This is a genomic window from Neorhizobium sp. PAMB6630 (genome assembly GCF_058242775.1).
Genome location: NZ_JBZAYV010000002.1, coordinates 1,176,610 through 1,195,967 on the forward strand (window position 1 = coordinate 1,176,610; position 19,358 = coordinate 1,195,967).

General features: G+C 62.2%; 15 protein-coding genes and 1 pseudogene. 9 read left to right on the top strand and 7 right to left on the bottom strand.

Annotation, left to right across the window (positions count from 1 at the left end):
• Positions 1–48: 48 nt before the first annotated feature.
• Positions 49–873 (bottom strand): p-hydroxycinnamoyl CoA hydratase/lyase, encoded by an 825-nt coding sequence (locus AC4CWF_RS24135; RefSeq protein WP_491286218.1) that lies wholly within the window; start codon positions 871–873, stop codon positions 49–51.
• A gap of 288 nt (positions 874–1,161) precedes the next feature.
• On the opposite strand from AC4CWF_RS24135, the gene AC4CWF_RS24140 reads away from it, so the two are divergent.
• The 8 genes and pseudogenes from AC4CWF_RS24140 to AC4CWF_RS24175 form a co-directional block, all read left to right on the top strand.
• Positions 1,162–1,665, top strand: coding sequence for a MarR family winged helix-turn-helix transcriptional regulator (locus tag AC4CWF_RS24140; RefSeq protein ID WP_491286220.1), 504 nt, complete (start codon positions 1,162–1,164; stop codon positions 1,663–1,665).
• 266 nt (positions 1,666–1,931) lie between these two features.
• Positions 1,932–2,018: a K(+)-transporting ATPase subunit F gene (kdpF, locus tag AC4CWF_RS24145; RefSeq protein ID WP_491287791.1), complete on the top strand. Its 87-nt coding sequence runs from the start codon at positions 1,932–1,934 to the stop codon at positions 2,016–2,018.
• Positions 2,019–2,037: 19 nt separating this feature from the next.
• Positions 2,038–3,747, top strand: coding sequence for a potassium-transporting ATPase subunit KdpA (gene kdpA / locus AC4CWF_RS24150; protein ID WP_491286222.1), 1,710 nt, complete (start codon positions 2,038–2,040; stop codon positions 3,745–3,747).
• Between the two features lie 11 nt (positions 3,748–3,758).
• Entirely contained in the window at positions 3,759–5,795 is a 2,037-nt protein-coding gene (gene kdpB, locus AC4CWF_RS24155; RefSeq protein ID WP_491286224.1) for a potassium-transporting ATPase subunit KdpB, read from the top strand.
• 2 nt (positions 5,796–5,797) lie between these two features.
• Positions 5,798–6,367, top strand: coding sequence for a potassium-transporting ATPase subunit KdpC (gene kdpC, locus AC4CWF_RS24160; protein ID WP_491286226.1), 570 nt, complete (start codon positions 5,798–5,800; stop codon positions 6,365–6,367).
• A 56-nt stretch (positions 6,368–6,423) separates the two neighbouring features.
• Positions 6,424–9,171: an ATP-binding protein gene (locus AC4CWF_RS24165; protein WP_491286228.1), complete on the top strand. Its 2,748-nt coding sequence runs from the start codon at positions 6,424–6,426 to the stop codon at positions 9,169–9,171.
• Positions 9,168–9,854, top strand: a complete 687-nt coding sequence (locus AC4CWF_RS24170) for a response regulator (protein WP_491286230.1) — start codon at positions 9,168–9,170, stop codon at positions 9,852–9,854. The genes AC4CWF_RS24165 and AC4CWF_RS24170 overlap by 4 nt, the downstream gene beginning before the upstream one ends.
• Before the next feature lie 135 nt (positions 9,855–9,989).
• A pseudogene (locus tag AC4CWF_RS24175) lies at positions 9,990–10,883 on the top strand (tyrosine-type recombinase/integrase); the annotation flags it as partial.
• A 52-nt stretch (positions 10,884–10,935) separates the two neighbouring features.
• On the opposite strand, the gene recQ reads toward AC4CWF_RS24175, so the two are convergent.
• On the bottom strand, positions 10,936–12,795 hold the full coding sequence (gene recQ / locus AC4CWF_RS24180; RefSeq protein ID WP_491286232.1) for a DNA helicase RecQ: 1,860 nt from the start codon (positions 12,793–12,795) through the stop codon (positions 10,936–10,938).
• 138 nt (positions 12,796–12,933) lie between these two features.
• On the opposite strand from recQ, the gene AC4CWF_RS24185 reads away from it, so the two are divergent.
• The gene (locus AC4CWF_RS24185) at positions 12,934–13,515 is read left to right on the top strand and encodes a DUF1349 domain-containing protein (RefSeq protein WP_491286235.1); all 582 of its coding nucleotides are present in this window, start codon (positions 12,934–12,936) and stop codon (positions 13,513–13,515) included.
• 57 nt (positions 13,516–13,572) lie between these two features.
• On the opposite strand, the gene AC4CWF_RS24190 is transcribed toward AC4CWF_RS24185, so the two are convergent.
• The 5 genes from AC4CWF_RS24190 to AC4CWF_RS24210 all read right to left on the bottom strand — a co-directional run bounded on the left by AC4CWF_RS24190 (position 13,573) and on the right by AC4CWF_RS24210 (position 18,973).
• Positions 13,573–14,421 (bottom strand): dipeptide ABC transporter ATP-binding protein, encoded by an 849-nt coding sequence (locus AC4CWF_RS24190; RefSeq protein ID WP_491286238.1) that lies wholly within the window; start codon positions 14,419–14,421, stop codon positions 13,573–13,575.
• Entirely contained in the window at positions 14,418–15,281 is an 864-nt protein-coding gene (locus tag AC4CWF_RS24195; RefSeq protein WP_491286240.1) for an ABC transporter ATP-binding protein, read from the bottom strand. The genes AC4CWF_RS24190 and AC4CWF_RS24195 overlap by 4 nt, the downstream gene beginning before the upstream one ends.
• Before the next feature lie 2 nt (positions 15,282–15,283).
• Positions 15,284–16,192, bottom strand: a complete 909-nt coding sequence (locus AC4CWF_RS24200; RefSeq protein WP_491286242.1) for an ABC transporter permease subunit — start codon at positions 16,190–16,192, stop codon at positions 15,284–15,286.
• Positions 16,193–16,207: 15 nt separating this feature from the next.
• Complete coding sequence (locus AC4CWF_RS24205) at positions 16,208–17,212, bottom strand: ABC transporter permease subunit (protein ID WP_491286244.1); 1,005 nt, start codon at positions 17,210–17,212, stop codon at positions 16,208–16,210.
• A gap of 165 nt (positions 17,213–17,377) precedes the next feature.
• A complete protein-coding gene (locus AC4CWF_RS24210; RefSeq protein ID WP_491286246.1) occupies positions 17,378–18,973 on the bottom strand; it encodes an ABC transporter substrate-binding protein in 1,596 nt (531 codons plus the stop codon).
• Positions 18,974–19,358: the final 385 nt, after the last annotated feature.

The following is a 19,358-nucleotide window of genomic DNA, read 5'->3' on the forward strand; positions in this document are numbered from 1 at the left end:
GCCGTCGGGGGCGTCACCGGATAATGTCGTGCAGGCGCCAGACTTGGCTTAGCTGCGGGATTTATCGTAAGCGCCAAGCCCCGGCTTGTAGCTCTTTTCGTCGATGAACTGGCGAATGCCTTCCTTGCGGCCGGTCGCATCGTAGGAATTGGCGGCCTCCTGGGCGCGCACGAGGTAATCCTCGGCCTCGTCATAGGTCATCACACCGACGCGGCGCACGGCGTCCTTGGTGGCTTTCAGGGCGACCGGGTTCTTCTCGAGAAGCTTTTTGGCAACCTCGGTGACGCGGGCTTCCAGCTGCGCAAGCGGCAGGCTTTCGTTGACGAGACCCCATTCGGCGGCCGTCTTGCCATCGACCGGTTCGCCCAGCATCGCGTGATACATGGCCTTGCGGAACGGCAGAAGTTCGACGGCAACCTTGGTCGCGCCGCCGCCCGGCAGGATGCCCCAGTTGATTTCCGACAGACCGAACTTGGATTCGTCTGCCGCAAAGGCCAGATCGCAGGCAAACAGCGGGCCATAACCGCCGCCGAAGCACCAGCCGTTGACCATGGCAATGGTCGGCTTCTGATACCAGCGCAGGCGGCGCCACCAGCCATAACTTTCGCGCTGCGCACGGCGCACGCCCTTCAGGCCATCGGCTTCGGACTCGCGGAAATATTCCTTGAGGTCCATGCCGGCAGTCCAGGCACTGCCCTCGCCCGTCAGCACGAGAACGCCAACGTCTTCGCGAAATTCCAGCTCGTCGAGCGCTTCCATCATCGCCCGGTTCAGCGTCGGGCTCATCGCATTGCGCTTGTCCGGACGGTTGAAGCGCAGCCAGGCAATGCCGTCCCGCACGTCATAAGATACTGTGTCTACATCATTGGCCATCTTGGTGCTCCTTGCTCCCTTGATCGGTTTCGTTGCGCCGCAGCCGTTCGGCGGGCGCTCTCACATGCTTGTTGAATTGAAATCTTCCTGGCCGCAGGCGGCTTGCGCCGGTCTACGCCCGTTCGCTTGCCATCGGTCGTGCCGCTAGGCCCCGTATCGAGCCTGTGAAGGCCCGCTGTCTCTGTGTTATACCGCTCCTCCCCAGGCCGGACGCCACATGCATCGATTGACTGCTATGCTACATAGCATTAATGTCGAGACATTGGAGCGGCGTCAAGAGGATATGCGATGAACGATGGAACCTCCCGCCCGAAGAAGGCTGACAAGAGCGGCACATCGGCTGTGCTTGCCGATATCCGTGAGGCGCTGGGAGAACTCGTCGGCTATCACCTGCGCCGCGCTTCGGTCTACGACATGAACGGAGCCGTCGCCGCACTGGAGCCGGAAGGTGCACGGCCGATCACCATGAGCGTGCTGCTGAGCATCGTTGAACATCCGGGTCGCACGTCGGCGGATATCTGCCGGACGCTCGCCATCAAGCGTGCCAATATCGTGGCGCTACTTCAGGTTCTCGAGGCAAAGGGCCTTTTCCGGCGCGCCGACGATCCCGCCGACCAGCGGATCCAGAGACTTTATCCAACGCTGGCAGGCATCGAGACGGCGCGCCATTGGCTGGGCCTCGTGCAGGCCCATGAGGCTCGCATTCTCCAGCGACTGTCGCAGAAGGAGCGGCGGGAACTGCGGCGCCTGCTGCAACTTGTCTGGGCAGACGAAGCGCCGGACGAGATCTGAGGGGATAACGGCGCAGCGTGCGCCCTCCGGTTCTCCGGCGATAGCCCCCGCCGCCTCGGCTTAAGGAAAACCCGTCCTTATGTTTTCCTTATGCCGCCCTCCCATCTTCCCAATCGAACCCTGACCTGACACGGGCGTAACCTGTCTTCTGTTCCAACAGGAGAACGGACATGTCCGATTTCATTTTTCTGGCGCTCGGCTGCGGCACGCTTCTGGCGCTTGCCGTTTATGCCCGCGCCCTCGACCGGCTGTAGGGAGGCTTGACAATGCTTGAGCCACTTTTCGGTCTCTTCGTCGCCCTCGCGCTGGGCATTTATCTCGTGGTGACGCTGTTGCGGCCCGAACGCTTCTGATCCTTGAGGAGAACCTCCCATGACCATCATCGGGTGGCTGCAGATCAGCCTCCTCTTTGTCGCCGTTGCACTCGTCATCAAGCCGCTCGGGCTTTATATGGCGCGGGTGTTCGGTGGCGAACGCACCTTTCTCTCAACCGTTCTGGTGCCTCTCGAACGTGGCATCTACCGGATGAGCGGCATTGATGAGCGCAAGGAACAGGGCTGGCTTGCCTATACGCTGTCCATGCTCGCCTTTTCACTCGTCGGTTTCGTGTCGCTTTATGCGATCCTGAGGCTCCAGGCCTATCTGCCGCTCAACCCGCAGGGGTTTGCAGCCGTTCCGGCCGATCTTGCCTTCAATACGGCCGTCTCCTTCGTTACCAACACCAACTGGCAGAACTATGCCGGTGAAGCGACGATGAGCCATTTCAGCCAGATGGCGGGGCTTACCGTTCACAACTTCCTGTCGGCGGCAACCGGCATGGCGCTCGCCATTGCCTTTACCCGCGCCTTCACCCGCTCACGCATTGCCACGCTCGGCAATTTCTGGGTCGACATGACGCGCGCCACGCTGTTCGTGCTTCTGCCGCTGTCGATCGTGACGGCGATCATCTTCGTGGCCATGGGCCTGCCCCAGACGCTACAGGCCTCCGTCAGCGCCACGACGCTCGAAGGCGTCAACCAGATCATATCGCTCGGCCCCGTCGCAAGCCAGGAGGCAATCAAGCAGATCGGCACCAATGGTGGCGGCTTCTTCAATGCCAATGCCGCGCATCCGTTCGAAAATCCGACGGCATTTTCCAACTATCTCAACATCTTCGCCATGCTGTCGATCTCGGCGGCGCTCGTCTACACCTTTGGCCAGATGGTCGGCAACCGCCGCCAGGGCTGGGCGCTGATCTCGGCCATTGCCGTGCTGCTGATTGCAGGCGTGGCCGTTACCTACTGGGCCGAAGCGCAGGGCAATACCATCCTGACGGCGCTCGGCGTCGATCCCGCGCTCGGCAACATGGAAGGCAAGGAAGTCCGCTTCGGACAGGCCATGACCGCTCTTTATGCCGCCGTCACCACCGGCCTCTCGGATGGCGGCGTCAATGGCATGCACGGCTCGTTTACAGGCCTTGGCGGGCTCATCCCGATGTTCCTTATCCAGCTTGGCGAAGTCTTGCCGGGTGGTGTCGGGTCCGGGCTCTACGGGCTTATCGTCTTTGCGCTTCTCTCCGTCTTCGTCGCCGGTCTCATGGTCGGGCGCACGCCGGAATTCCTCGGCAAGAAGATCGAGGGCCGCGAAATGAAGTTTGCGATGCTCGCCATCCTCATCCTGCCGCTCGCGATCCTCGGCTTTACCGCCATCTCCGCCATGCTGCCGATTGCGGTGGCAAGCATCGGCACCGCCGGCCCGCACGGCCTGTCGGAAATCCTCTATGCCTATACGTCGGCTGCCGGCAACAATGGTTCGGCCTTCGGCGGTCTCTCGGGCAATACGCCGTGGTATAACACTACGCTCGGCATCGCCATGCTGCTTGGTCGTTTCGCCTATGTGGTTCCGGTCATGGCCATTGCCGGTTCGCTTGCCGCCAAGGTCAAGGTTCCCGCCTCCTCCGGCACGTTTCCGACCGATGGACCGCTTTTCGTCGGCCTGCTGATCGGCATCATCCTCATCCTCGGCGGCCTGCAGTTTTTCCCAGCCCTTGCCCTTGGCCCCATCGTCGAGCACTTCGCCATGCTTGCCGGCCAGACCTTCTAAAGGATCATCCCATGTCAAAAGACCATAAGGCGCCCGGTCTTCTGGACCCCGCCATTCTGCTGCCGGCCATGCGCGATGCGGTGAAGAAGCTCGATCCGCGGCAACTGCTGCGCAATCCGGTAATCTTTGTCACCGAGGTTGTCGCCGGCGTCGTCACGCTGCTCTTCCTGCGCGATCTTGTCTCCAATCCGGCAGAAGCCGGTTTCTCCGGCCAGATCGCCGCCTGGCTCTGGTTTACGGTGCTGTTTGCCACCTTTGCCGAAGCCGTCGCCGAAGGGCGCGGCCGCGCCCAGGCCGACAGCCTGAAGCGCACCAAGTCCGAACTGGTCGCTCGTCGTCTGATTGCCGGCGGCAAGACCGAAACCGTGCCCTCCACCAGCCTGAAGATCGGCGATATCGTCATCGTCAAGACCGGCGAGCTGATCCCCGGCGACGGGGAAGTCATCGAAGGCGTTGCCTCGGTCAACGAAAGCGCCATCACGGGCGAATCCGCCCCTGTGATCCGCGAATCCGGCGGCGACCGCTCGGCCGTCACCGGCGGCACGCAAGTGCTGTCGGATGAGATCAAGGTGAAGATCACGGTCGCGCCCGGCTCCAGCTTTGTTGATCGCATGATCGCGCTCATCGAAGGGGCCAAGCGCCAGAAGACGCCGAACGAGATCGCGCTGTCGATCCTCTTGTCCGGCCTGACGCTGATCTTCCTCTTCGTCTGCGTCGCCATCTGGGGCCTTGCCGGTTATTCGGGCACTGTCCTCTCGGTCACGGTGCTGGCAGCCCTCCTCGTTACCTTGATCCCGACCACCATCGGCGGCCTCCTCTCCTCCATCGGCATTGCCGGCATGGACCGGCTGGTGCGCTTCAATGTGATCGCCACCTCTGGCCGTGCCGTGGAAGCAGCCGGCGACGTCGACACACTTCTGCTCGACAAGACCGGCACGATCACCTTCGGCAACCGTATGGCGAGCGATTTTGTGGCCGCTCCCGGCGTAACCCAGGTGGAACTGGCGGAAGCTGCCCTTCTCGCCAGCCTGTCGGACGAAACGCCTGAGGGCCGCTCGGTCGTGGCGCTTGCCACCGGCGAATTCGGCGTAGCCATGCCGAACGCGCAGTTTGATGCCGTCATCGGCTTTACCGCCGAAACCCGCCTCTCCGGCGTCGATCTTGCCGGTCGCCGTCTGCGTAAAGGGGCCGTCGATGCGGTGCTGAAGTTTGCGGGCCTCACCCAAGACGATGCCCCGGCAGATTTTCGCCGCGCCGTTGATACCATTGCACGCTCGGGCGGCACCCCGCTTGCCGTTGCCGATGGCGACCGCCTGCTCGGCGCCATCCACCTGAAGGATGTGGTAAAGCCCGGCATCAAGGAACGTTTTGCCGCCCTTCGCGCCATGGGCATCCGCACCGTCATGGTAACAGGCGACAACCCGGTGACCGCTGCCGCGATTGCCTCGGAAGCCGGCGTTGACGATTACCTTGCCCAGGCAACGCCGGAGGACAAGCTTGCCTTCATCCGCCGCGAACAGCAGGGCGGCCGCCTGATTGCCATGTGCGGCGACGGCACAAACGATGCCCCGGCGCTTGCCCAGGCCGATGTTGGCGTAGCCATGCAGACGGGAACGCAGGCGGCCCGCGAAGCCGCCAACATGGTGGACCTCGATTCCAGCCCGACAAAGCTCATCGAGATCGTCGAGATCGGCAAGCAGCTTTTGATGACGCGCGGTTCGCTGACGACGTTTTCGATTGCCAATGACGTGGCGAAATATTTCGCCATCATCCCGGCAATGTTCGTCGCCACCTATCCGGCACTGAATGCGCTCAACGTCATGGGCCTTGCCTCCCCGCAATCGGCCATCCTGTCGGCGGTCATCTTTAACGCGCTGATCATCGTGGCGTTGATCCCGCTGGCGCTGCGCGGCGTCTCCTATCGCCCGTCGGGTGCTGCCTCCCTCCTTCGCCGCAACCTGCTGGTCTATGGCCTCGGCGGTCTTCTCCTGCCCTTTGCGGGCATCAAGATCATCGACCTTGCCATCACAGCACTTCACCTGGTGTAATCATGCTCTCTCATTTTCGCCCCGCCATCACGCTGATCGTGGTCATGACCGCCATCACCGGCATCGCTTATCCGCTCGCCATCACCGGCATCGCCCAGACGGTGATGCCGGCAGAAGCGAACGGCAGCCTGATCGAAAAGAACGGCACGGTGCTCGGCTCCGCTCTGATCGGCCAGTCCTTTACCTCCGACCGCTATTTCTGGTCGCGCCCTTCGGCCACCTCGCCGGATGCCTATAATGCGGCCTCATCGTCGGGCTCCAATCTCGGCACAACCTCGGTCAAGCTGCATGACCGGGTGAAAGCCGACGTGGAGAAGCTCCACGCCACCGGCATCGCTGGACCTGTGCCCGGTGATGCGGTCACCACCTCCGGCTCCGGGCTTGATCCGCATATCTCTCCCGAGTTTGCCCGCGCCCAGGTGGCGCGTGTCGCAAAGGCCCGTGGCCTTGCCGAAAGCGATGTGGCAAGCCTTGTCGAGCAACAGAACGACGGGCGGGCTCTTGAGCTTATCGGCGAACCGCGCGTTAACGTGCTGAAGCTCAATATGGCGCTGGATGCATTAAAGACGTAAGGCAAACGGGAAGCCCTCCCAAGGGGTCCAGAGACGTCCAGAAAGGCAAGCCGAGCATGGCGGATGACGACCGCACCACACAGCGCCGGCCAGACCCGGATGCGCTTCTGGCGCTGGCCGGCAAGGATGGCCGGGGCAAGCTGACGGTCTTTCTCGGCGCCGCCCCCGGCGTCGGAAAGACCTATGCCATGCTGGCGCGGGCGCGCCGGCTGAAGGCGGATGGCGTCGATCTGGTGATCGGCCTTGTGGAAACCCACGGCCGCAGCGAAACGGCCGCCCTTCTCGACGGGCTCGACGTCTTGCCGCGCATGCGGGTGCCCCATCGCGGGCGCATGCTGGAAGAATTCGATCTCGATGCGGCGCTTGCCCGCCGGCCGCATATCGTCATCGTTGATGAACTCGCCCACAGCAATCCGGAAGCCTGCCGTCATCCAAAACGCTATCAGGATATCGAGGAACTGCTCGGCGCCGGCATCCATGTGTGGACGGCGCTCAACATCCAGCATCTGGAAAGCCTCGGCGATCTCGTCGCCGACATCACCGGCGTGATCGTGCGCGAGCGGGTGCCGGATGTGGTGCTGAAGCGGGCCGACGAGGTTCTGCTGGTCGATCTTCCGCCGAGCGAACTGATCGAGCGGTTGAAGGAGGGCAAGGTCTACCTGCCCGAAAACGCAGGACGGGCCGCCGATCGCTTCTTCCGGCTGGGCAACCTGACGGCGCTTCGCGAACTGGCGCTGCGCCGCACCGCCGACCGCGTCGATGACCAGATGGTCGATTACCTCAAGCAGAACGCCATTGAAGGCCCGTGGGCATCGGGCGAGCGCATGATCGTTTGCGTCGGCGCCGATACGCTGTCGGAAAAGGTCGTGCGCGTTGCAAGCCGGCTCGCCTCCGGGCTGAACGCGCCGTGGATCGTCGTTTCCGTCGAACGCGCCGACCGGGAAGCGGAAGGTCGCGCCGGCATCGAGCAGATCGAGCGTATCTTTCGCCTTGCCGAACAGCTGGGGGCCGAGACCCGCCGGGTCATCGGCACGGATTTTGTCGAGGAAATCCTGAAGCTCGCACGGCGCGAACATGCAACCCAGATCGTCATCGGCGCTCCGCGCGGCAAGGGCTGGGGCCGCAGCTGGAGCAAGGGCGAAAGGCCCCTCTGGTCGCAATCGCTCCCGGATGCGCTGGCAAGCCGCGCCTCCGGTCTCGGCATCCATCTCGTCACCGGGGACCGCGAAGAGGTTCGTGCGTCCAAAAGCGTCCGGCGCCTCCCTGTCCTGTCACGCGCCGGCCTCATCCGGGCCGCCCTCGTTGCCGTACCATTGGTGGTACTTGCAACCGGAACCGGTGTCGCCATCGACCGGATCATGCATCTGCCCAACATCTCGCTGCTGTTTCTGCTGGCCGTCCTCGGCGCGGCAGTGACGGCCGGTTATGCGGCAGCACTGATCGCCGTGATCCTGTCCGCCCTCTGCTACAATTTTTTCTTTATCGCGCCTTTCTACACCTTCACCATCGCTGCCCCGCACGAGGTGTTTGCGCTGATCGTCTTTTTTGCCGTGGCAGTGATTGCCGGCGGTTTTGCCTCGCGCATCCAGGAACAGGCCGAAACGGCCCGCGTACGCGCCACTGCCCTGCAATCGCTCTACGATTTCTCCCGCAGGCTTGCCGGTACGGAAAAGGCCGAGGATGCAATCTGGGCCGCCGTATCGCAAATGCAGGCAAGCCTTCGCCGCAATGTCGTGCTGCTGACCCCTGAAGGCGCCGACCTGAAAATCGCCGCCGCCTGGCCGCCGGATACCGAGCTTGATGTGACGGATATGACAGCGGCACGGTGGGCGCAGGACAAGCAGGAAAAAGCGGGCCACGGCACTGGTACGCTTCCCAATAGCCGCTTCGAATTCCGCCCGCTCTCAAGCCCGCATGGCGTCGTCGGCGTCTGCGGCGTGGAGCAGATCGCCGAGCGCCTCGACGTCAATGCCGAGCGCGCCCTTGCCGCCATCCTGGACCAGACAGCGCTTGCCATAGACCGCGCCCGCCTGTCCGAGGCAAGCGTTGCCCAAGCGGCACGGCTGGAGGGCGAGCGCTATCGCGATGCACTTCTGTCGTCCATCTCGCACGATCTGCGCACGCCGCTTGCCACCATCACCGGCTCCGTCACCAGCCTTCGGCAACTCGGCGATCGCATGAGCCCGGAAAGCCGCGACGATCTTCTCCAGTCGATCGAGGAGGAAGGCAGCCGGATGAGCCGGTTCGTGGCAAATCTTCTCGACATGACGCGCATCGAAGCGGGCACGCTGAAAGCAAAGCGCGACTGGGTGGATGTGGCCGACGTGGTGCAAACGGCGGTGGAGCGTACGCGCAAGTATTTCCCCGGCCGCATCATCGAAACCGGTATTGCCAGCGACCTGCCGCTGATCGAAGGTGACAGCGTTCTGCTTGGCCAGGTGCTGTTCAACCTGCTCGACAATGCTGTCAAATACGGCGGCGACGAGCCGATCAACGTCTATGCCCGGCGCGACGATCAGGACGTGCTGATTTCCGTGACTGATCTTGGCAAAGGCATTCCACCTGACGATATAGACCGGGTGTTTGAGAAATTCTATCGCCGCGGCAAGCCCGATGGCCGGGCACCGGGAACCGGGCTTGGACTGTCGATTGCGCGTGGCTTCATCGAGGCCATGGGCGGGCGCATCCATGCCGAAAGTCCGGCCGTGAAAAAGAGAGGGACGCGCATCGTCATGCGGTTTGCAACGGCAACGGCCCCCACCCGCACCCCCGGCGGACCGTCCGCCTCGGGGCGCCCGGCATGACGCAAGCGCGCATTCTGGTGGTCGACGACGAGCCGCAGATCCAGCGTTTTCTGAAACCGGCGCTTTCTGCGGCAGGTTATGATGTGATCGAGGCTGCAACCGGGGCCGAGGCGCTGAAGGCCGTGGCAACTGCTGCCCCTGATCTCGTCATCCTCGATCTCGGCCTGCCCGACATGGATGGCAAGGATGTGATTGCAAGCCTGCGCGGCTGGTCCACGATCCCGATCGTCATCCTTTCAGCAAGGGATCGGGAAAGCGAGAAGATCGCAGCGCTTGATCTCGGCGCCGACGATTACGTGGAAAAACCCTTCGGCATCGGTGAATTGACGGCACGCATCCGCAGCGCATTGCGCCATCGCGGCAAGGCCGAGACGGCCCCGACCGTGATGGTGGCTGATGACCTGACCATCGATACCGTACGTCGGCTGGTCTCGCGCAACGGCGAACCGATCCGGCTGACACCGAAAGAATACGACCTGCTGACGCTGCTTGGGCGCCACGCGGGCCGCGTCGTCACCCATAAGACGCTGCTCACCTCCGTCTGGGGGCCGGCGCATGGCGAGGACATGCATTACCTCAGGGTCTTCATCGGCCAGCTGCGCCAGAAGATCGAGCGGGACCCGACCCGCCCGACCATCGTGCGCACCGAACCCGGCGTCGGTTACCGGCTGGTGGTCGATTGAGGCCTGTCACCCAACGGCAATAGTGCGAAACGCATCGGATCGGGGCATGATGGGCGCATGAACCGAATCACCGCTCATAGTCTAGCCGAGACCCAGGACAACACCGATGCCGAAGAGGCGAACCTCTCGTGCGCGATGGCGGAGCGGCAAAAGCCCTCGATGCCGGCGCATCTGGAAGATCTCGCGACGCGGGCGCGCATCTCAGGGGAAGCGTCCAGTTCCACCAATACGCGGCGCGCCTATAGTTCTGACTGGAAGCATTTTTCCGCCTGGTGCCGCCGCAACGGGCTCGATGTGATGCCGCCCGATCCGCAGGTCGTCGGGCTTTACGTCACGGCCTGCGCCAACGGTGAAGCGGACCCGCAATCCAGAGAAAATTCCGTCTCCACCATCGGACGGCGCTTGTCGTCGCTGTCGTGGAACTACACCCATCGCGGCGCGCCGCTGGATCGGAAGGACCCTCATATCGCAACGGTTCTTGCCGGCATCCGCAACCGCCACGCAGCACCACAGCGCCAGAAGGAAACGGTGACGCAGGAAAACCTTCTTGCCATGCTTGAAACGCTTGACCGGGGAACGCTGCGCGGCTTGCGGGACCGGGCGATGCTGCTGATCGGTTTTTCCGGGGGCTTGCGCCGCTCCGAGATCGTCGGTCTTGATGTTGGCCGCGACCAGACGGAAGACGGGCGCGGCTGGATCGAAATCCTCGACAAGGGTCTGCTCGTGACGTTACGCGGCAAAACCGGCTTGCGCCAAGTGGACATCGGCCGGGGCACATCGGATGCCACCTGCCCCGTCTTTGCGCTAGAGACCTGGTTGTCGCTGGCGCGCATTCCGCATGGCCCGCTGTTTCGGCGCGTAACCGGTGAGGGCAAGAAGGTTGGCTCCGAACGCCTGAACGACCGCGAGGTTGCCCGGCTTGTCAAGCGCACGGCCCTTGCTGCCGGCATTGACGGCGACCTGTCCAAGACCGACCGGAAGGCCCGTTTTTCCGGCGAGTCCTTGCGCGCAGGCCCTGCGTCCGTGGCGTAGGCGGCAATTTCAACAGAGACGCCGGTCTCTGACGCCGCGTCCCCCGATCTCAGCCCTCGAAGGCGCGGATGACGTCGAGAAACGCCTCGCCATACCGTTCCAGTTTGGATTGGCCGACACCGGAAATGGCGAGAAGCTCGTCCTCGGTTGTCGGGCGCTCCTTGGCAAAGGCCACCAGCGCCGTATCCGGGAAGATGAGATAGGGCGGCACGGCCAGATCCTTGGCGATCGTCCGTCGTGCCACGCGTAGCGCCTCGAACAGTTCCATCTCCGAGCCCTCCAGCGCCGAGCGGGCATTGGTCGAACTGGGCGAGGCAGTACGCGACGCCTTGCCCTTGGTGGGGCGGTCCTTGCGAAACCGCACGTCCCGTTCGCGCTTGAAGACGGCGCGCGCCTCGGGCTCCAGCTTCAGCGCGCCAAAGGCGGCATGATCGACGCTGATCAGCCCGGCCGCAAGCAACTGGCGATAGACGGACTGCCAGGTTTTGGACGCGATATCCTTGCCGGCGCCGAAGACGGGCATATCCGCGTGCCCGAAGCGGGTGGTCTTTTCGTTGACGTTGCCAAGGAGCACGTCGATCAGGTGGCCGGTGCCAAACCGCTCGCCGGTGCGATAGATCGCCGCCAACGCCTTGATGGCGGCTTCCGTGCCATCCCAGGTTTCCACCGGCTTCAGACAGGTGTCGCAATTGCCGCATTGGCCCGCATGCGCCTCGCCGAAATGCGCAAGGATCGCCTGCCGACGGCAGCCCGGCGTTTCGCAGATGCCGAGAAGCGCGTTCAGCTTGGCGCGTTCCACCCGCTTGATCTCGTCGCTCGATCCGCCCTCGTCGATCATCCGTCCGCGCTGGATAACATCGGCCATGCCATAGGCCATCCAGACTTCTGACGGCAGGCCATCACGCCCGGCGCGTCCCGTCTCCTGATAATAGGCCTCCACCGATCCCGGCAGATCGAGATGGGCGACATAACGCACGTTCGGTTTGTCGATGCCCATGCCGAAGGCAACGGTTGCGACGAGGCACAGATCTTCTTCCTTCAGGAACGCATCCTGATTGGCGTCGCGAATGCTGCGGTCCATGCCGGCGTGATAGGCAAGCGCGCGCACACCCTGCTCGTTCAGCCAGGCGGCGGTATCCTCCACCTTGGCGCGCGACAGGCAATAAACGATGCCGCTCGATCCCGTATGGCGCGAGAGAAACCGCAACAGTTGCTGGCGCGGCTGGTCGCGCTCGACGATTTCATAGGCAATGTTCGGCCGGTCAAACGAGGTGGTGAACACCTCGGCCGTGCGCAGGCCCAGCCTGTCGATGATGTCCTCACGGGTATGGGGATCGGCGGTCGCCGTCAGCGCGATGCGGGGAACGCCCGGATAAAGCGTGCCCAGCTGGCCAAGCTCGCGATATTCCGGCCGAAAATCATGGCCCCATTGCGAGACGCAGTGGGCCTCATCGATGGCGAAAAGTGCAATTCTTGCACCCGCCATCATCTCCTTGAAGGCGGGCGTGACGATGCGCTCGGGCGTCACATAAAGAAGATCGAGCGTGCCATCGCTCACTGCCCGGCGCACATCGAGAAATTCTTCGCGGGTGAGCGAGGAGTTGAGGGCGGCAGCCTTGACGCCCAGATGCTTCAGCGCCTCCACCTGATCGCGCATCAGCGCAATCAGCGGCGAGACGACGATGCCGACGCCGTTGCGGCAGAGCGCCGGGATCTGGAAGCACAGCGATTTGCCGGCCCCCGTCGGAAACAGCACCACCGCATCGCCGCCGGACACCACACGATTGACGACCTCAGCCTGGCGACCGCGAAACGCCGGATAACCGTAGATCTCTTTCAGAACGGCAAGCGGATTCTTGGTTCCGTGGGCGTCAAACAGGGGATCGATACGGGACTTCGTCTGCGGCATGGATTTTCTTTCATGGGGTGACGGCCATTATGCACCGGCTGGCCGACAACCGCGAGGGCTTTCCGTCACATAGATGTTGCCCGCGGCTTGGAAAGCCGGATGTTGCCGTCTAAAACTTCCCGGCTAGGAGGAAGCATAATGACATTGTTTAAAACAAGCGAATGGCTGAACGCACCCGAAAAATGGTCGCTCGACGGTAACGACCTGCATGTGGTGACCGACAAGGGCAGCGATTTCTGGCGCAAGACCTATTACGGCTTTACCCGCGACAGCGGCCATTTTTTCGGCCATCGCCGCACCGGCGCCTTCACGGCACAGGTCCGCGTGCGCGCCAAATATGACCATCTCTATGATCAGGCCGGCCTGATGGTGCGGATCGATGACGAGCATTGGCTGAAGGCGGGCATCGAGTTTTCCGATGATGTCGCCTGCCTCGGCAGCGTGCTCACACTTGGCCAATCCGACTGGGCAACTGCACCTTACGCGGAAGATGCCAGCGATTTATACCTGCGGATCACCGTGGAGAAGGGTTCGTTGCGGCTGCAGGCATCGGCGGACGGCAAACATTGGCCGCTGGTGCGCCTCTGCCCATTTCCGGAGGCTGAGTTTTACAGCGTTGGGCCGATGTGCTGCACGCCGGAGCGCGCCGGCCTTGCCGTCCACTTTTCGGATTTTTCCGTCACCGATCCGCTCGGCAAGGATCTGCACGACCTGTCGTGATGGGGCGAAAGATCACCCGGCATTCTCTGCGGATTGCCGGGTGACGTTGCGACAGGGTCAGCGGGCGGCGCGCTTCTTTTCGACGCGGGCGCGGATGGATTCGACGTCGGCGCGCGGGGTGGCGGCAAACAGCGTGCGCGTATAGGCATGGCTCGGAGCGCTGAACACCTCATCACGCGTGCCGTATTCCACCGCTTCGCCGTAATACATCACCATCACCTCGTCAGCGATGTAGCGCACGACGGACAGATCATGGCTGATGAACACATAGGTCAGGCCGAATTCTTCCTGCAGGTCGGCAAGCAGGTTCAGCACCTGCGCCTGCACCGAAAGATCGAGCGCCGAGACCGGCTCGTCCAGCACGAGAAGCTTCGGGTTCATCATCAGCGCGCGGGCAATCGCGATGCGCTGGCGCTGGCCGCCGGAGAACATGTGCGGGTAGCGATTGTAGTGTTCAGGCGCGAGGCCCACCTTCACCAGCATTTCGGTTGCACGCTCGCGCCGCTCAGCCGCCGACATCTTTGTGTTGATGGCGAGCGGTTCGCCCAGCACGTCACCGATCTTCTGGCGCGGGTTGAGCGAGCCATAGGGGTTCTGGAAGACGATCTGCACCTTGCGGCGCATCTCGGCCGTCAGGTGGCCGGGGCGCGTATCGACGGTCTTGCCCTCGATCAGCAATTCACCAGCCGTCGGCTCATCGATGAAGGTGAGGATGCGGGCAAGCGTCGACTTGCCGCAACCGCTTTCGCCGACAATGGCGAGCGTCTTGCCGGTGTCCAGCTTGAAGGAGACGCCCTTCACCGCATGGACAACCTTCTCCGGTTTGAACAGGCCCTGCGGCACATGGTAATCCTGACGAATGTTGCGGATTTCCAGCATCGGCACGGAATTGGTGGCGGCGGTCATCGTGCATCTCCTCCGGCATTTTGCGTAAGATCGGCGGTGGCCATGAAATCGGACACCGTGCTCAGACGCTTGCCGGTGGCGTTTTCCGGCAGGGCCGAGAGAAGCGCGCGGGTATAGGCATTTTTCGGCGCTTCGAAGAGCGAGAGCACGTCGGCCTCCTCCATCTTGCGGCCCTTGTATTGCACGATCACCCGGTCGGCGGTCTCGGCCACCACGCCCATGTCATGGGTGATCATGATGAGGCCCATGCCATGCTCGGCCTGCAGCCCCATCAGGAGATCGAGGATCTGCTTCTGGATGGTGACGTCGAGTGCGGTCGTCGGCTCGTCGGCGATCAGCAGTTTCGGGTTGCAGGCAATTGCCATGGCGATCATCACGCGCTGGCACTGGCCGCCGGACATCTGGTGCGGGAAGTGGTTGAGGCGCTCGGCCGGGTTCGGCAGGCCGACCAGCGTGAACAGTTCCATCGCGCGGGCGCGGCGTTCTTTCGCTCCAAGCCCCATGTGGATGCGCAGCACTTCCTCGATCTGGAAGCCGACAGTGAAGCACGGATTGAGGCTTGCGACTGGCTCCTGGAAGATCATCGCCATATCCTTGCCGATCAGCTTGCGCCGTTCGGTGTCTGGAATATTGCGGATGTCACGCCCCTGAAACAGCATCTTGTCGGAGGTAATTTTTGCCGTCCAGGGCAGAAGCCCCATGACGGCCAGCATCGAGACGGACTTGCCCGAGCCGCTTTCGCCGACGATAGCAAGCACCTCGCCAGCATCGACCGACAGCGATACACCGTCGACTGCCTTGAACCAGCCGGTTGCCGTCTCAAACTCGACGGTGAGGTTTTCGATTTCGAGAAGTGCCATGATCAGGACCTCTTCATCTTGGGATCGAGCGCGTCACGCAAGCCGTCGCCGATCAGGTTGATCGCCAGCACGGTGATGAGGATGGCAAGACCGGGGAAGGTCACCACCCACCAGGCGCGCAGGATGAATTCGCGGGCTTCGGCGAGCATCGTGCCCCATTCGGGGGCCGGCGGCTGCGCGCCCATGCCGAGAAAGCCAAGTGCGGCGGCATCCAGGATGGCGTTGGAGAAGGAGAGTGTCGCCTGCACGATGAGCGGGGCCGTGCAGTTCGGTAGAATGGTGCGAAACATCAGGCGGAACGGGCCGGCACCGGCCAGACGGGCTGCCGTAACGTAATCGCGTGACTTCTCCGCCATCACCGCGGCACGCGTCAGGCGCACGAAATGTGGCTGCAGCGTCAGCGCGATGGCAATCATGCCGTTCGTTAGGCTGGGGCCGAGGATGGCCACCAGAACCAGCGCCAGAAGCAGCGACGGAAACGCCAGGATGATATCCATCAGGCGCATGATGACGGTATCGACCCAGCCGCGGTAATAACCGGCGATCAGGCCGACGAGAATGCCGCCGGTCAGCGACAGCGTGGTAACGAAAAGGCCGATGAACAGCGAATACTGTGCGCCATAGATGAGGCGCGAGAGAATGTCGCGTCCAACCGGATCGGTGCCGAGCAGGAAGCTGGTATTGCCGCCGGAAAGCCAGGCCGGCGGCAGAAGCACGAATTCGCGATACTGCTGGAAGGGCGAATGCGGGGCAATGACCGGCGCAAGGACGGCGACGATGACAAGGGCGAGGAAAACGAAGAGGCCGATGACGGCGCCGCGGTTTTCGGAAAAGTAGAACCAGAATTCGGCAAGCATCTGGCGGCGGAGCGCCGCGCTGGTCACCGGCTGGGTTTTTGCAGTGTCTGCCATGGGATTTTCTCCTTCTTAGTGGCGGATGCGCGGATTGATCAGCCCGTAGAGCAGATCGACGATCAGGTTGACCACCATGATGATGCCGGCAATCAGAAGAAGACCGCCCTGGATCACCGGGTAATCACGGCGGAACACGCTATCGACCATCCATTTGCCGATGCCCGGCCACGAGAAGATGGTTTCGGTGAGGATGGCGCCGGCCAGCATCACACCGATCTGCAGACCGATCGTGGTGATGACGGGGATCATCGCATTGCGCAGCGCATGCAGGCTGACGACGCGAAACGGCGACAGGCCCTTGGCGCGTGCGGTGCGAATATAATCCTCCGACAGCACTTCCAGCATGGCGGAACGTGTCTGGCGCGCAATGACCGCCAGCGGAATGGTGGCGAGCACGACGGAGGGCAGAATGAGGTGGCTGACGGCGGACGAAAACGCCCCCTTCTGGCCCGACAGCAGCGAATCGATCAGCATGAAGCCGGTCACCGGCGGGAAATAGAACATCAGCGAGATGCGCCCCGAGACCGGTGTCCATTGCAGGATGCCGGAAAACAGGATGATCAGCAGCAGGCCCCACCAGAAGATCGGCATGGAATAACCGACAAGCGCCACACCCATCATCGACTGGTCGATGGCAGATCCCCGCTTGATGGCAGCGATGATGCCGGCGGGAATGCCAAGGGCGACAGCAATCAGGATGGCGCAGAAGGACAGCTCGACCGTCGCCGGGAACAGCGCCAGGAACTGCTTGAGAATGGGAGACTTGGAGACGATCGAAGTGCCGAAATCACCGGTCACGACGCCGTGCAAATAATCGAGATACTGGATCACCATCGGCCGGTCGAGGCCGAGCTGCGCGCTGATCTGCGCGTGCCGTTCCGGCGACATCACCCGTTCGCCTGACAGAAGCGCCACCGGATCGCCCGGAAGCAGGCGGATGAAGGCAAACGCGATGATGGAAACCCCGACAAAGGTCGGGATCAGCACGGCGATACGCCGCAGAAGAAAGCCAAACATGGATGGACCTGTTCTTATTCTTGAAAATATAAGGGCCTGGTCGCTTTGCAGCTTTGCACCGTCAAAACGCCATCCCCGATCGAACGCCTTTCCCGCAGCGCCGACCTTGAGCAAAGGCCGCGGAGTGAGAACACTCCGCGGCCAGTTCTTCGCTCAAAAAGCGAATTATTCAGCAATATCGACCGCTTCGAAGGTGAAGTCGCCGAGCGGGCTCTGGGTAAAGCCGGTCACACCCTTTGCCATCGGAACGACGGCGAGCGAGTGGTCGATGGTTGCCCAGGGAGCCTCTTTCTTGAACACGACCTGTGCCTGTTCGTAGAGCTTGGTGCGCTCGGCCTGGTCAGAGGTGACCTTTGCCTTCTTCACCAGTTCGTCGAACTCCTTGTTGCACCACTGCGCGCGGTTGTTGCCACCAACGGCATCGCAACCCAGCAGCGTGTCGAGGAAGTTGTCCGGGTCGCCGTTGTCGCCGGTCCAGCCGAGGATGGCGGCACCGTCACGGTTCTTGTCCTTCGAACGCTGCAGGTATTCGGCCCATTCGTAGGAGACGATCTCGACCTTGACGCCGATCTTGGCAAAGTCGTCCTGCATGATTTCGGCCGCACGACGCGCGTTCAGCATGTAGGGACGCGAAACCGGCATCGCCCAGATCTTCATCGACAGATCCTTGACGCCGGCGTCTGCCAGCATCTTCTTGGCAGCGTCCAGATCGTAGGTGTCGTCCTTGGTTTCCTTGTTATAGGACCACATGGTCGGCGGGATCGGGTTGGTTGCCGGGGCTGCCATGCCCTGGAAGACGGATTCGACGATCGCCTTCTTGTTGATCGCCTTGTTCAGCGCGATGCGCACTTCCGGCTTGTCGAACGGCGCCTGCGTGGTGTTGTAGGCGAGGTAGGCGATGTTGAGGCCTTCCTGCTCCATGACCTTCAGGTTCGGGTCGGCCTTCATCGAGGAGACGTCGGCAGCGTTCGGGAACGGCATCAGGTGGCATTCGCCGGCCTTCAGCTTCTGGTAACGAACGGCAGCATCCGTGGTGATGGCAAAGACCAGATCGTCGATCTTGGGCGCGGTGCCCCAGTAATCGGCGTTCTTCTTGAAGCGGATGACGGCATCCTGCTGGTATGCGACGAAGGTGAACGGACCGGTGCCAACCGGCATCTGGTTCAGCTGTTCCTTCTTGCCGGCCTTATCGAGGCTGTCGGCATATTCCTTGGACAGGATCGATGCGAACGGCATGGCAAGGTTGGCAAGGAACGGTGCTTCCGGACGGTTGAGCGTGATCTTGACCGTGAGGTCATCGACCTTCTCGACGGACTTGATCAGCTTGGGGAAGCCCATGCCATCGGCATATTCCCAGGTGCCGCCGGAAATGTACTTGTTCCAGGCGTTCTTCTCGTCGATCTGGCGCGCGATGGAGAACACGACGTCGTCAGCGTTCAGCGTGCGCGACGGCGTGAAGAATTCGGTGGTCTGGAACTTGACGTTCGGGCGCAGTTTGAACGTGTAGACCGTGCCGTCAGACGAGATGTCCCAGCTCTCGGCGAGAGCAGCTTCCGGCTGCGTCGTGCCCGGCTTGAATTCGAGCAGACGGTTGTAGACCGGATGCGCGGAGGCATCGAAGGTCGTGCCGGCCGTGTAGAGGCCGGGGTCAAAACCTTCCGGCGAGCCTTCCGAGCAATAGACGAACGTCTTTGCGCTGGCGGCGGTGGAGAGGAAGGAGGCTGCGAGCAAGGCCGCAGCAAAGCCAAATTTAAAGTTCATTGAAGTCTCCCATCGGCATCGACGCGGATTGCCGCATGTGCCGGTTGTCTGGATTTGAAATCGCGCAGCCCGTTTATCTTGTTATTCTTCCCACGCGGTGGCTCACCATATGACCTGTTCAGCCATGTTCTCGAATAAAAGCAGCAAGCGATGCCGGCAGCTTATTGGACAACACGGCTTCCCTCATATCCATAAGCCCCACCTTGTAAAGACTGCTTACGCTGCAAGGGCTGGGGAAACAGTATTATTTTTTGCCGGCTTTCCAAACTGAAAAAAATGTGCGGCGATCATGAAATAAAATTGCGCCGTTTGTGGCAGTGCAGCAAAATTCACTGCGCAATTCCGGCAGTTCAGGGTCATTCATTCGAAGAAATGCCCTTTGCGC

What these genes read in the sequence shown, in the direction of transcription:
- AC4CWF_RS24135 (WP_491286218.1), bottom strand. Translation starts at nt 873, where the DNA reads ATGGCCAATGATGTAGACACAGTATCTTATGACGTGCGGGACGGCATT.
- AC4CWF_RS24140 (WP_491286220.1), top strand. Translation starts at nt 1,162, where the DNA reads ATGAACGATGGAACCTCCCGCCCGAAGAAGGCTGACAAGAGCGGCACA.
- kdpF (WP_491287791.1), top strand. Translation starts at nt 1,932, where the DNA reads ATGCTTGAGCCACTTTTCGGTCTCTTCGTCGCCCTCGCGCTGGGCATT.
- kdpA (WP_491286222.1), top strand. Translation starts at nt 2,038, where the DNA reads ATGACCATCATCGGGTGGCTGCAGATCAGCCTCCTCTTTGTCGCCGTT.
- kdpB (WP_491286224.1), top strand. Translation starts at nt 3,759, where the DNA reads ATGTCAAAAGACCATAAGGCGCCCGGTCTTCTGGACCCCGCCATTCTG.
- kdpC (WP_491286226.1), top strand. Translation starts at nt 5,798, where the DNA reads ATGCTCTCTCATTTTCGCCCCGCCATCACGCTGATCGTGGTCATGACC.
- AC4CWF_RS24165 (WP_491286228.1), top strand. Translation starts at nt 6,424, where the DNA reads ATGGCGGATGACGACCGCACCACACAGCGCCGGCCAGACCCGGATGCG.
- AC4CWF_RS24170 (WP_491286230.1), top strand. Translation starts at nt 9,168, where the DNA reads ATGACGCAAGCGCGCATTCTGGTGGTCGACGACGAGCCGCAGATCCAG.
- recQ (WP_491286232.1), bottom strand. Translation starts at nt 12,795, where the DNA reads ATGCCGCAGACGAAGTCCCGTATCGATCCCCTGTTTGACGCCCACGGA.
- AC4CWF_RS24185 (WP_491286235.1), top strand. Translation starts at nt 12,934, where the DNA reads ATGACATTGTTTAAAACAAGCGAATGGCTGAACGCACCCGAAAAATGG.
- AC4CWF_RS24190 (WP_491286238.1), bottom strand. Translation starts at nt 14,421, where the DNA reads ATGACCGCCGCCACCAATTCCGTGCCGATGCTGGAAATCCGCAACATT.
- AC4CWF_RS24195 (WP_491286240.1), bottom strand. Translation starts at nt 15,281, where the DNA reads ATGGCACTTCTCGAAATCGAAAACCTCACCGTCGAGTTTGAGACGGCA.
- AC4CWF_RS24200 (WP_491286242.1), bottom strand. Translation starts at nt 16,192, where the DNA reads ATGGCAGACACTGCAAAAACCCAGCCGGTGACCAGCGCGGCGCTCCGC.
- AC4CWF_RS24205 (WP_491286244.1), bottom strand. Translation starts at nt 17,212, where the DNA reads ATGTTTGGCTTTCTTCTGCGGCGTATCGCCGTGCTGATCCCGACCTTT.
- AC4CWF_RS24210 (WP_491286246.1), bottom strand. Translation starts at nt 18,973, where the DNA reads ATGAACTTTAAATTTGGCTTTGCTGCGGCCTTGCTCGCAGCCTCCTTC.